This is a genomic window from Paenibacillus terrigena DSM 21567, assembly GCF_000374845.1.
Taxonomy (GTDB): Bacteria; Bacillota; Bacilli; order Paenibacillales; family Paenibacillaceae; genus Paenibacillus_K; species Paenibacillus_K terrigena.
Genome location: NZ_KB895420.1, coordinates 1 through 13,691, shown reverse-complemented (window position 1 = coordinate 13,691; position 13,691 = coordinate 1). Strand labels below are relative to the sequence as shown.

Annotated in this window: 11 protein-coding genes, 1 rRNA gene and 1 riboswitch; all 12 genes read right to left on the bottom strand. The window is 47.9% G+C overall.

The genetic code is table 11. The features are described 5' to 3' along the window. Positions 1-1,296, bottom strand: coding sequence for an adenylosuccinate lyase (gene purB, locus C558_RS0121860; protein WP_018758438.1), 1,296 nt, complete (start codon positions 1,294-1,296; stop codon positions 1-3). After that, positions 1,297-2,478: a 5-(carboxyamino)imidazole ribonucleotide synthase gene (purK, locus tag C558_RS0121855; RefSeq protein ID WP_018758437.1), complete on the bottom strand. Its 1,182-nt coding sequence runs from the start codon at positions 2,476-2,478 to the stop codon at positions 1,297-1,299. It lies immediately after the preceding gene. Beyond that, positions 2,475-2,960: a 5-(carboxyamino)imidazole ribonucleotide mutase gene (gene purE, locus C558_RS0121850; protein WP_018758436.1), complete on the bottom strand. Its 486-nt coding sequence runs from the start codon at positions 2,958-2,960 to the stop codon at positions 2,475-2,477. The genes purK and purE overlap by 4 nt, the downstream gene beginning before the upstream one ends. 251 nt (positions 2,961-3,211) lie before the next feature. Continuing rightward, positions 3,212-3,312, bottom strand: a riboswitch (purine riboswitch). Between the two features lie 219 nt (positions 3,313-3,531). Next, a complete protein-coding gene (locus C558_RS0121845; RefSeq protein WP_018758435.1) occupies positions 3,532-5,679 on the bottom strand; it encodes a DNA topoisomerase III in 2,148 nt (715 codons plus the stop codon). A gap of 350 nt (positions 5,680-6,029) precedes the next feature. After that, a complete protein-coding gene (locus C558_RS0121840) occupies positions 6,030-6,449 on the bottom strand; it encodes a universal stress protein (protein WP_245583857.1) in 420 nt (139 codons plus the stop codon). Positions 6,450-6,515: 66 nt separating this feature from the next. Continuing rightward, positions 6,516-6,767, bottom strand: a complete 252-nt coding sequence (locus tag C558_RS0121835; protein WP_245583856.1) for a DUF1294 domain-containing protein — start codon at positions 6,765-6,767, stop codon at positions 6,516-6,518. Between the two features lie 70 nt (positions 6,768-6,837). Beyond that, the gene (locus C558_RS0121830; protein WP_018758432.1) at positions 6,838-8,775 is read right to left on the bottom strand and encodes an ABC transporter permease; all 1,938 of its coding nucleotides are present in this window, start codon (positions 8,773-8,775) and stop codon (positions 6,838-6,840) included. Continuing rightward, on the bottom strand, positions 8,747-9,526 hold the full coding sequence (locus C558_RS0121825) for an ABC transporter ATP-binding protein (RefSeq protein WP_018758431.1): 780 nt from the start codon (positions 9,524-9,526) through the stop codon (positions 8,747-8,749). Before C558_RS0121825 ends, C558_RS0121830 begins: the two co-directional genes overlap by 29 nt. A 103-nt stretch (positions 9,527-9,629) precedes the next feature. Further along, positions 9,630-10,745 (bottom strand): sensor histidine kinase, encoded by a 1,116-nt coding sequence (locus C558_RS0121820; protein WP_018758430.1) that lies wholly within the window; start codon positions 10,743-10,745, stop codon positions 9,630-9,632. Between the two features lie 2 nt (positions 10,746-10,747). Beyond that, on the bottom strand, positions 10,748-11,470 hold the full coding sequence (locus C558_RS0121815) for a response regulator transcription factor (protein WP_018758429.1): 723 nt from the start codon (positions 11,468-11,470) through the stop codon (positions 10,748-10,750). A gap of 43 nt (positions 11,471-11,513) precedes the next feature. Then, on the bottom strand, positions 11,514-13,004 hold the full coding sequence (locus C558_RS0121810; protein ID WP_018758428.1) for an FGGY-family carbohydrate kinase: 1,491 nt from the start codon (positions 13,002-13,004) through the stop codon (positions 11,514-11,516). 455 nt (positions 13,005-13,459) lie between these two features. After that, a 5S ribosomal RNA gene (gene rrf / locus C558_RS0121805) occupies positions 13,460-13,576 on the bottom strand. Positions 13,577-13,691: the final 115 nt, after the last annotated feature.

Genomic DNA, 13,691 nt, shown 5'->3' with positions numbered 1-13,691 from the left:
CTATTCCAAGCCTAAGTTCGCAAAAATCGTATCGACATGCTTCAAATGCCAAGCTGGATTGAATGCATCCGCAATTTCTTCGGCGTTTAACACGGTTGCAATTTCAGGTGTTGCTTCGATAATCTCACGGAAGCTGCGTTGCTCTTCCCATGCTTGCATCGCACGCGGTTGAACCGTATCGTACGCTTGCTCACGGCTCATGCCTTTGTCGATCAGCTTCGTCATTACGCGTCCCGAGAACGGTACGCCATACGTTCTTTCCATGTTGCGCTTCATGTTCTCTGGCATCACCGTCAAGTTCTTCACGATGTTACCGAAGCGGTTCAACATGTAGTTCAAGAGCATTGTCGCATCCGGCAAAATCACACGTTCAACCGAGGAGTGCGAGATATCACGTTCATGCCAGAGCGGCACGTTCTCGTAAGCCGATACCATGAATCCGCGGATGACACGCGCAAGGCCTGAAATATTTTCGCAGCCGATGGGGTTGCGTTTGTGCGGCATCGCGGAAGATCCTTTTTGGCCTTTAGCGAATGCTTCTTCTACCTCACGTACTTCACTCTTCTGCAAGGCACGAATTTCCGTTGCGAATTTATCCAAGCTTGTCGCGATCAACGCAAGTGTCGCCATATATTCTGCATGACGGTCACGCTGCAACGTTTGCGTCGAGATTGGAGCAGCAGTTGTTCCTAATTTCTCACACACATACTTTTCTACGAATGGGTCAATATTCGCGTATGTTCCGACAGCACCGGAAATTTTACCGTATTGCACACCGTTCGCCGCATGACGGAAACGCTCCAAGTTACGCTTCATTTCTTCATACCAGAGTGCCATCTTAAGACCAAAGGTTGTCGGTTCGGCATGCACACCATGCGTACGGCCCATCATCGGCGTATGTTTGTATGCAAGAGCTTTATTTTTCAAAATGTCGATAAATTGAACAATGTCTTTCTCGATAATTTCATTCGCTTGACGCAGCACATAACCAAGCGCTGTATCAACAACGTCTGTCGAAGTTAGTCCGTAGTGCACCCATTTGCGCTCTTCGCCTAGGGATTCGGATACGGCACGCGTGAATGCGATGACGTCATGGCGTGTTTCTTGCTCGATTTCATAGATCCGATCGATATTGAAGCTTGCACCTTTGCGAAGTGCTGCAACATCTTCCTTCGGAATGACACCAAGCTCTGCCCATGCTTCACAAGCACAGATTTCAACCTCTAACCAAGAATTGAATTTATTCTCTTCCGTCCAAATGGCTCTCATTTCCGGTCTGCTGTAACGTTCTAACATCTATTGATTCCTCCAAATTTGTGTTTTGTCGATCCATGCGAGGGCGTCATCCAAGTGATCTGCTAAGACGTTCACATGGCCCATTTTCCGTTTTTCTTTCGCTTCTTTTTTCCCATATAGATGAACTTTCGGAGCTACGTTAAATGCCTCAGCCGCCTCATCTTCCTGCGCCATATGCGCAAGCAGCGGTTCAACGTGCTCTCCTAGCACATTGACCATGACGACGGGTGTCAATAACATCGTGTCTCCAAGAGGTAAATTGCAAATGGCCCGCACATGCTGTTCGAATTGCGACGTTCTACAGGCCTCCATCGTATAATGCCCTGAATTATGTGGTCTTGGCGCTAATTCATTTACGAATAATTCGCCATCTTCCGTTAAGAATAGCTCCACTGCGATCAACCCGACGACATTCATCGATTCCGCAATTCGTATCGCCAACGCTTCCGCTTGATCTTTTACATCGAACGACACCCGAGCGGGAACAATCGATAGATGCAAAATATTGTTCACGTGAATATTCTCTGCCACCGGAAAAGCCTTCACTTCGCCGCGAGGGCTTCGTGCTGCAATGACGGACAACTCCTTCGTAAACCGAATGAATTGTTCAAGCACAAGCTCTGTCTTCGCAGCCGCGAGGGTTGCATAAGCCTCTGGGATTTCATCCATCGAACGAATGACCCATTGCCCTTTGCCATCATAGCCGCCTGTTGCCGTCTTCAATACACAAGGCAATCCGAACCGTTCCACCGCTGCGCGAAGATCCGCTTCACTCGTAATCTCTGCATAGGGAGCAACTCGTACGCCAGCCGCCTCAATTGCCCGCTTCTCTCGCAGACGATGCTGCGTGGTATAGAGCAATTCACTGCCTTGCGGCACGTAAGATTCTGCCATCAGCATCGCCGCAACTTCAGCATCAACATTCTCGAATTCATACGTGATGACATCCGATAGTGCTGCGAGCTGTCTCGCTGCATCCTTATCATCGTAGTTCGCGATGATCTGCTCCGCGATCTGCCCGCAAGGTCCATCAGGCATCGGATCGAGTGTCACGAATCGATAACCTAGATTGCTTCCCGCTAATGCCATCATCCGTCCCAACTGCCCGCCGCCAAGTACACCAATCGTTGAACCCGGAGCAATGATTTTCTCACGCGATGTACTCACTCTCGATTCCATCATAGGGAATCACTGCCTTCGAGCACATGATCACGAATCGCATCACGACGCGTTTGCACCCGTTCTTGCACCGCTGGATCAAATGCGCCGATGATTTGCGCTGCAAGCAGCCCTGCATTCGTCGCGCCAGCATTGCCAATCGCTACCGTTGCAACCGGAATACCCCCCGGCATTTGTACAATCGATAAAAGGGAATCGAGACCATTCAAGGTAGACGACTTTACAGGTACGCCGATCACGGGAAGAATCGTCTTCGCTGCCACCATACCTGGGAGATGCGCTGCGCCTCCTGCGCCAGCAATAATCACTTTCAAGCCGCGCTCTACGGCACTCTCCGCATATTGGAACATCAGATCCGGCGTACGGTGAGCCGATACGACTTTCTTCTCATACGCAATCCCCAGCTCATCCAGCACGTCGCATGCATGCTTCATTGTCTCCCAATCGGACTGACTGCCCATAATGACGCCTACTTGTACTGACATGTCATAACCCACTTTCTATCGATTCGGTAATGTATGAAAATGAATAAGGTCCTCGGATAGGTGTATACGTAAACAACCGTACACATTGTTCTATCTTCGGACCGTTTTTTTAGGAATAATTAAATGAAAGAGTCTAGTACACTCGCGTCACCGTCGATTCGCAGCAGCATTCCGCTCACAGAGCGCCAATCCCGCATCAATCGACAGTTCATTTCGACAGCAAAAACCCATAGTTCAATACTGTCTTCGCCAGATGCACAACTTTCACTCGTAGTCCAAAAATTTAAGGTCTTTGGGTAGAAACTTCGGGCCATATCCCCATAATTATACGAGATCATTTTATTCGTGGCTCGCCACTTTATATCCCTATATTATCAGTCCATTACATGAGATGTCAACTTAAAGACGAACATTAAAATGTTTACATTAAATTAAAGTTCGTATTTTCTGACCACATAGGATAGTTTTACTTTATTCTGATGTATAATAACTTCCCTATTGGCGATAAAAACCACCTCTAAACGCGATCGCTCATCATTGGATTAACCTCGGTTAAGGTTTTTATCACAATTCACTCATTTCGTTCAAGCGCCGCTCGCAATGCATCGCCTAGACTTGAGCCCATCGATTCTTTTTTCTCGAACTGTTTAACGAGGTTTTGCTGTTCTCGTTTATTCACGCGACCGCCGCGTTCGCCATCCAGCACTTCGATCACATTACAACCGATACACTGTACGTACTTGCCAGCCTTCCCATCTTTCAATTCCATCTTCTTGTGGCATTGTGGACAACGTCGATTGGAAAGCTGCTTCTCGCCGGATCTCCGGTAACTGCAGTCCCCGCTGGAGCAGACGAGCATTTTACCGCGCTTACCCTTCTTCTCCATCATCTTCTCGCCGCATTCTGGACAACGACTGTTCAGCAAGTTATGCGGTTTATACGCAGCATCACTTGTCTTCACACCGCTCACCAGACTCTCCGCCATTTGGCGAATTCCTTTCATGAATGGCTCGGTACCGCCTTGACCTCGTGCGATTTTCTCAAGCTCCTGCTCCCATTTCGCCGTAAGTTCTGGTGTTCGAAGTTCACTAGCAACAAGCTCGATGAGCTGAACGCCTTTACCCGTCGGATGGAGCGAAGAACCTTGACGCTCAATCGTATCGCTTGAGACGAGCTTCTCAATAATATCCGCGCGTGTCGCAGGCGTCCCGAGACCGTACTTCTCCATTTGACCGAGCAGCGAAGCTTCGGTATACCGCTTCGGAGGCTGTGTCCGATCTTTACGGAGGTTCGCCCGCTTCAGCTGAACCGTTTCTCCTTCACGCAAACTTGGCAGCAGTTGTGTACCCGTACGATCATCCTCACGCCCGGCACCCGCTTCATCCTCATCATCATCCCAGCTATCTTCTTGCCCATACACTTCACGCCAACCGCTCTGAATCACTGTTTTGCCACGCGTCGTGAACGTTTCACCTTCGACATCAATCGTTAAGGCCGTTAATTCATACTTCGCCGCCGGGTAGAATAATGCCAAGAATCGTCTTACGATCAAATCATAGAGCTTCCGCTCCTCATTCGATAACGCGTTCAGAATGACCGTCTGGTCGGTCGGAATAATCGCATGGTGATCGGATACTTTCGAATCGTCTACCACACGACGCGTGATCGGCAGCTTGCCGCGCAAGAGCGGCTTAGCTATCGCGGCATAAGGCCCAACAGCAACCGAGCGAATACGCTCTGGCAGCGTGTCCGTCATATCACTGGATAGATAACGAGAATCCGTACGCGGGTACGTCACGAGCTTATGCTGCTCATACAGTCTCTGCAATACGTTCGAAGTCTGCTTCGCAGAGAAGCCATACCGCTTATTCGCATCCCGTTGCAATTCGGTCAGGTCATACGCAAGCGGATGCGGCTCCGATTTCTCGGATTTTTTCACCGAGGTGACCTTGCCCTTCTTTCCGTCCACTTTGCCGCGCAAAGCTTCAGCTTGATTCGGTTCGAAAATTCGGCCGTCCCCCTGACCTCCGCGTGGCCGCCACTGTGCCTGGAAACCATCGAACTCCCCTTGGAGCGTATGATATTCCGCAGAACGGAAGTTACGAATCTCATTCTCCCGATCCATAATCATCCCGAGCGATGGCGTCTGCACACGGCCCGCCGACAATTGCGCATTGAATTTACAGGTGAGCGCGCGCGTCACGTTGAGCCCGATGAGCCAATCCGCCTCAGCACGGCAGCGTGCCGACTCATACAGGCGGTTATACTGTGATCCAGGCTTCAAGTTCGCAAACCCTTCACGGATGGCCTTGTCCGTCTGTGAAGAGATCCAGAGCCGATGGAATGGCTTCTTCCATTTCACCATCGCCATGATCCATCGCGCGAGCAGTTCCCCTTCACGCGCCGCATCCGTCGCGATGATGAGTTCCGCAACATCCTGACGACCTGCAAGCTGCTGGACCGCCTTGAATTGATGCGATGTCTCGCGCAGCACCTTCAGCTTCATCTTCTCCGGCATGATCGGTAGATGCTCAAGCTCCCATGTCCGGTACTTCACGTCATAATCTTCCGGCTCCGCCAGGCCGACCAAATGCCCGAGAGCCCAGGTCACGATATACTTTGGACCCTCAAAGTAACTCTTATGCTTCTGGTGACTTCCCATCACCCTTGCTATTTCCCTCGCTACGGAGGGCTTTTCAGCCAACACTAATGTCTTCATTCCCTACTCCTTTAATGGAAGTCAAAAAGTTACCTTATGATCACGAAGATAACTCATGAAGTCGACTCAACATCGAATCTTACTTTCAGCTTCGAACTCCGGTGCTCATTTAGGCTACTCCTAAACTCCGCTCCTCTTTCTTCAACTTCAAGTAACCTTAGCTTATGCTTACGATGTAGTTTCCTTCGGAAACTTTCAGGTGCTGATAAGTCAACTTTTTGACCCCTATTGAACTTAAAAATTTTTCAACAATAATCAAGCTTATCCCCCCCATTATAGCATTAGCCCGGGGTTATACATAACAAGCTGGCGCCTGATAAACAGACGCCAGCTTGTGTGATTTACGTTTATTATTTTATGACCAGGACCGGTACTTGCGTATGCTGCACCACATGGTGGCTGACGCTGCCGAGCACCCATTCACCGATCGGGCGCAAGCCTCTGCTGCCAATGACGATGAAGTCGATGGCATGCTTCTTCCCAAACTCAAGAATCATCTGCGCAGGTGTACCTTGCTGGAGCTCTACATGGGTCTCATTCGCAAGGGATGCAACCCGCTGCTTCGCTTCTTCAACAATTTGTTCCGCAATCTCATACTGCTCCATGTTCACGCTGACAGGTACCGTTAGCACCGAATCCGCCATGTACATTTTCTTGAAATCATAGACATGCAGCACGAAGAGCTTCGCCGCTGGATTAAGCTTAAGCATGTCGATCGCAGATTCAAGTGCTTTCCTCGATTGTTCTGTTCCATCATAAGGCACTAACACGTTGTTGAATAACATACCTATCACTCTCTTCCAGTGTGAATTAAGCAGAAAGGATTCGGGAGTTTATCATACCGCCTGAAATAGATAACCATATACAATCACATTCACAAGAAATAATAGTGGCATACCTAGACGAAAACTCCAATGTTTCGTTTTATGCCGTTTACGCTGCATCGCAAGCATGGAACCTAATCCACCACCAAGCGCCGCAAGCGTAAATAAAGTACGTTCAGGCACTCTCTGCCTGTACTTCTTGGCCCGGACTTTATCCGCCGCCATCACTTGGTAGCTTATGATATTCATCAAGAGGTAAACCATACACAAGACAATCTGTAATGAATTCATCCTATCCCCCAAATCTCGTACCTGCTGCCTCTATTATATCACACTAGAGCTCTCCCATCACGCGACGAAGGTAGTTTCGCTTAGCTGCCACAAAATATACAAATTGAACGCCTATGAAAATACCAGCCACAATGGAAGCATACCCCCATGTGCTTATGAATAACAGATTGCCAAGCGCCTTCATGGCGAAGGCAGAATGTATTAATCCGACAATGCACGGAAGGAAGAACAGAATCCCCACCTGTGCATTCACCACCCGCTTCATCTCCATCACGGTCATACCCATGCGAGCGAGGGCTCGGTAATGTTCCCGATCTTCTTCAATCTCGGTGAACAATCGGAAATAGAGAATGCTCCCTGTCGCGATCACGAATAATAGACTTACGAAGATGCCGACGAATATCATAATGCCGGAAGTCTGCTTCACATCCAAGTAGGAGGTCGAACGGTTATCAAATGTTGCTTCCTCCTTCACCAGAGCCATCACTTTCCCATTCGTCTGATCCGTAATCGTCTCCCACTCCTTTACTTCGAGCGCATAGTTCACGAACTTGTCCTGATCAGCGATCCCTTGCATCACCGCATCATGCTGCTCCGTATTCATGACAAGAAACTGAGAGAATCCCGAGTGTCTGGAGAAAGGCGACCCGCTGCGCTGCTCATCCACCGTGAGTATGAGCGGCTTGCCGTCACTTCGTATGCTCTTCACGACCTCCCCCGGTTGCACGGCTTGATAAGCACCCATATCATCAAAAGGCAGTACGAGCGCGGCATGATCCTTCTCCACCTGGATCGACTGTTTTCCTTTATGGGATACGGCCTCATTATAATCTCGCGCTGAAATGACGAAATTATCTTGCTCACTCCGCTCCCCCGGATAGTTCAGCAGCTCGGACCGGACCTTGAACCCTGCTGTATGCAGTTTATAACTTAGGGTATGCCCACTCTCCTGAAGCACGCGAACAATATCCTGTGGATTCGCGACTTGATGCGTATTCAGTCCTTGCTCCATATAACTATAGGTCTGCGGAAAATTATTTTTAAACTGCGCATACGTCTGCCGGTCCATAATATAGGCCGTACTGGACGCCGTCAACACGACTGCACTCAGAATCGAGACCATGAATAGGACGCGTGCGTTATCTTTAACCTTGAAGAGCAATTGACCGAGCGTGACGAGGTTCGTCCCATGATAACTGATTCGGCGGCTTCGCTGCAGTCGGTTCAGAATCGCAACGCTGCCTTGGGTATACAAGAAGTACGTCCCGATCATCACCAGCGTCATAATGGGCATGAAGAAGACGAGAGCTGTCTGCGCAGACATGATATAAGCCATGTAGTAGCATCCGCCAAGGCTGAGCACTGTGACGAGGAGCAGCCATTTCGACGCCATCGGTGGCTTCTTGGGCTGTCGCGACGCCTGAATCAGTTCAATAATCTCTGCGCGACCGACTTTCAATATGGAATAGACGGTTATCGTCAAGAACAAAAGGGTGAACCCGAGAGCCGTCTGCAGCACCGCCTTCATCGACACCGCAAATCGAAGCGGTAGCTCACTGCCAAGCAGAACGCCGATCCCCATATAGAATAGCTTGCTGAACATCAGCCCGAACACGATGCCGACCAAGATCGCAAGCGTTGAGATCAACATATTCTCGAGGAGTATCATCCATTTTAACTGCCCTGACGTCATCCCGCATAAGCTGAATAGACCGAATTCCTTCTTCCGTGTCCGTATGAACGAAGTAATGGCATACAAGACAAAGAAGAATGAGAATACCATGACGATAACTTGGCATACGATCAGGCTGTTCTTAACAGACTTCACAGCACGTAAGACTCCATGTACGATATCGGGATGATTGAGGAACGACGCATAGATGAAGAATACCATCACAGAGAAGACACTGCTCCAGAAATAAGCCCCGTAACGATGCCAATTGCCTTTAATATTATGAATGGCGAGTTCGCGAAAGGTCATCGAAATTGCCTCCCAACACGCTTAACACATCCAATATCTGCTGAAAGAACGCTGGGCGGTTCGCGCCGCGACGAATTTCCGAGAAGAAGCTCCCATCCTTAATAAATACAATCCGATCACAATAACTTGCGGCAAAAGGATCATGCGTGACCATCAAAATCGTCGCACGTATCTTTTGATTCAGATCTTTCAGAGACTCCATCACATCTTTCGCGGCTTTCGAGTCGAGATTGCCCGTTAACTCATCGGCAAGAATAATCGATGGCGTATGAATCATCGCACGTGCGATCGCCGCACGCTGCTTCTGACCCCCGGACACCTCATACGTTCTTTTATAAAGAATATGTGTGATTCCCAGCAGCTCAGCAATCGCCTGTAGTCGCTTATCCATCTCAACAGCCGGCATCTTCTCAAGGGCAAGCGGAAGAATGATATTCTGCTTCATCGATAGCGTGTCCAGCAGATTGAAATCTTGAAAAATAAATCCGAGCTCCCTGCGGCGGAATATTGCTAGCTGTTTATTGCTGAGCGTTGCGGGATCCTTGCCATTAATATATACGCGGCCCGATGTAGGCTTATCGATCGTCGCAAGGATATTGAGCAGGGTTGTTTTGCCGCTGCCTGAGGGGCCCATCACCCCAACGAACTCCCCTTCTTGGATCTTAATCCCGAAATTATTCAACGCTCGATATTGAACGCTTTTGCTCGAACCATATATTTTACATAACTGCTCTGCTTGTAGAACGGTCATGAGTTGTCCCCTCCATTATTCATCCATTATGTATCTCATTATATGGAATACAACCATGATCACCTATTGATCCGTCTTTCAAATTCAAATCCGATTTCTTACATTATTGAAAGATTGGCTTCTTCAATACTTCATGGTAGATTCCTGTGGATCGGAACCGAAGCGTAACCGTCGTACCTTCGCCCTCCGTGGATTCGAATGCAATATGCGCACCAAGCTTCTGGATGACCTCATGCACCAAGAATAATCCCATTCCTGTCGACTCCGGCCCTTTTCTACCATTCTCTCCTGTAAAGAACGGTTCAATCACGCGAGGCAAATCATGCGCTGCAATCCCAATTCCCGTATCGATGACTCGCAAGATCGTCTCCGCACTGTCCTCTGAGCGTGCTGCACGAATGGTAAGCTGTTTCGTGCCTGGCTTCAGCTTGGAATATTTAATCGCATTGATAATTAATTGGTTTAAAATAAATCGCATCCACTTCTCGTCCGTCTCTATTTCGATCAGCGGTTCATCACATTCAACTTTTGGAAAAATCCCGCCATGAATACATGCCTTTTTGTGCTCATTAATGACTTGGCGAACCAATGCAATGAGGTCGATACGCTGTACATGAAGATCAAATTCAAATTTGTCCAATCTGGCCGTATGCAGCATCATTTCGAGTCCGAGGCGAATCCGTTCATTTTCCTCTTGGATACTCGTCAAGGCAGACTTTGTCTCTTCCAACTGCCCGCTATTCTTCGTCTCTTGAATATGCAGATCAATCACAGACACCGGTGTCTTCATATGATGCACCCATTGGTTGGTAAAATGATGCTGCTGCTCCTGACTCAGCTGCAGTGCGTTCAATTGATCCATATATGCCCGATATTGATGATGTAGCGCCCCATGCGTCCATTTCTGTTCCTCGGTTGTCCCGGAAGCCATTCCAATGATCTCTTGCAGGTCAGGATTAGTATTGTTACTCATTTGAACCATCGTCATAAGGAATCTGCGCTGCCGCATGAAATCAAATGTAAGTCCGAGGCCGAGAATGAATGTCGATAAAATAAGCAAATAGATCAGATTCTCTGGCTTCATAAAGCCAAGACCCTGACCTAGCATATCTAACCAACTTAAGATCACCGTAAGAAGGATACCCACGTAATACGTGAAAATAAGGACAATACGATCCTTTAGATAAGAACGAAGAACCTGCAGAACCATGCGTCTCATGACTACGGTTTCCCCCATTCTTGCACGAACCGATACCCTTGTCCGCGTATCGTATCCACAGCATCCGTAATGCCCAGTTCCTCAAGCTTCTTCCGTACACGTCCTACATTCACAGAGAGCGTATTATCATCCACGAATTGCACATCATCCCATAAGAGCTCTAACAGCTCTTCCCGACTGACAATGATTCCTGGTGTGGACAACAGTCGTTGAAGAAGAAGACTTTCATTCTTTGTCAATTCCGTACGCTGATCCTGCCAAGACAGGATGTTCCGCCCTCGATCAAGCTGCAATCCTTGATATTGGAGAAGAAGCTTATCTTCCTCCGATTCTTGATCTGCCGCCTGTGAAGGAGCATATTCACCATAAATTCGACGCAAAGTACCTTTAATTTTGGCTTGGACGACATCCAGATCGAACGGCTTCGTAATGAAATCGTCCCCGCCATTTTCGATCGCCATCACTTGGTCCATATTGCTTGTCCGGGCCGATACGAAAATAATCGGAACATTGGATACGGTACGAATTTGGCGGCACCAATAATACCCGTCGAAATGCGGTAAATTGATATCCAAGAGCACGAGATGCGGCTCATGCTCGATCACTTCCTGCTTAACCTGAACAAAATTCAATCCACGAATCACTTCGTAGTTATACTTTTCTAAATTCCTTTTTAGAATGGCTGCAATCTTGTCATCGTCTTCAACAATAAGAATTCGATACACCGCGTGTCATCCTCTTTCTGCAATTATATTCTGCTGTGTTGTTTTATAATTCCCAATTCCTAAGCGCTACTTGAATCGGAACGAATTTATCCGTATAGAATTGTTGATACGCTTGATGCTCTTCTTCGGCGTAGCTAACACGTCTTAGGCTGGCTTCTTGCTGGATCGCTGCGACCGCTTCTTCCGCATTCGCATATTGCTTCGCTCCAATGGCAGCAATCATGGCTGCGCCGAGCACGGCAGCTTCATCAACTTCCGGTAAGATCAATTCGACACCTGATACCGCAGCTTTGATCTGCATCCATGGCTCAAGACGCGTTCCGCCGCCAATCACACGCACTTGATGAATGTGCTGACCTGTAACTTGTTCTGCGCTTCTACGGATGTATTCCTGTTGATAGGCTGTCCCTTCGAGCAATGCCTTAAGGATTTGTGGACGGCCATGACTTTTGGATAAGCCGATAAATGCTGCTTTAGCGCCTGAGTCCGGTGTCGGTGCTCCGCATCCTGAGAGATAAGGGTAATACAGGATGCCTGTAGGTCCTGGCAGGCAGGAAGTCACTTCGTCCTTCATCGTCATATAGTCTAATGTATTGACGCCGATAACCTTCCGGATCCATTCAACCGAGCCGCCAGAAGATGAATTTCCACCCATCCAGAAATACTGCCCAGGAACTGCATGGACTCCGTAGGACAACCCGGAGTGATATTCCTCAGCACCTAGTTTGCGTTCAGAGATGATCCCTACTAAAGTCTCGGCCGTTCCCATGGAGTTGTATACATCTCCAGAAGAGATTGCCCCAACAGCCAGCGCTGCACTGACATGATCATGTCCTGCGATCGCTACGACCGTATGAGCAGGCAATCCAAGTGTACGTACTTCACTCGTAACTTTACCCAGAGGAGCTCCGCTTGGAACCAGTTCTGGGAATAAGTCTGGATTTACGCCAAAATGAGCGATGAATGCACGATCCCATGATTTCGTATTCAAATCGAATGCATATGTACGTGCAGCTAATGTATAGTCGCAAGCCATCACACCAGATAAGCGGTATGCAATATAACCGGATACCGTCAACCACTTCCCTTGTTCAAGTGCTTGTGGATTGCGACTTTGAATCCAAAGAATTTTGGCCAAGCCCAGTTTAAAAGATAGATTTAATCCAGACTTCGTGAACTGTTCCATTGCGTCGGATTCGGCTGCGATATGGCGTGCCTGATCTTGTGAACATGTATCGAACCATGGCACGAATATCGATTGCGGTTTGCCTGTCTCTTCATTAAGGATCAGCCCGCTCTCGGCCATACTCGTGATTCCGATCGAAGCAATTTGTGCTGCATCGACTTTGCTTGTAACTTCTTGAATCATACCCGCAATATCGTCCCACATCTGTTCGGGATCATAATACGAGAATCCTTCTTCATGCATATATGAAATTGTCGGACGGCTGGCAATTGCAAGCACTTTACCTTTCGCGTCCATTACGCCTACTTTACTGTTCGTTGTTCCTACGTCAATCCCGATCATCAACATATCATGCACCTCATCAAACTTATAATTTACATATTTTGGATGTTATTGATTAGAGTTCTTTGTAACTTTGCTTTTAAACACAATAACAATAGGATATCGCAAATCGAATGAAGATGCACTTCATATTTTCGTTTTGACACATTTAATCTAACATTTATGAACTGTGGATAAATATTCGAGCGGAAACAACGGCATTTACATGTCGTGTATAAGCTGTGTGTGATGTGGATGAATCCGTGGATAAACAAGGGGATTGTGCATAATAACTCATGCTTGAATGAGGAAAAACCACGAAATGTGGAGAAAACCGTGGATAGTCTGCTATTTAGCTGTGGATTGAAGGAATTCTAACCTATTATCCACATGGATAACTCTTTGCATTTCCATACGAGTTATTCACATGTGGACACAAAAAAGACCACTATCGAGAACTGAGTCTCAACAGCGGTCTTGCTGCTTGGCATCGTCCTACTCTCCCAGGACCCTGCGGTCCAAGTACCATCGGCGCTAGAGGGCTTAACGGTCGTGTTCGGGATGGGTACGCGTGGAACCCCTCCGCCATCGACACCAAACGAATTTCTAGCAGAGATTTTTTGATCTCTGAAAACCGGATGCGAAATAAATTTGCGTTTTATGTTTAGGATAAGCCCTCGACCGATTAGTATTGGTCAGCTCCACACATTGCTG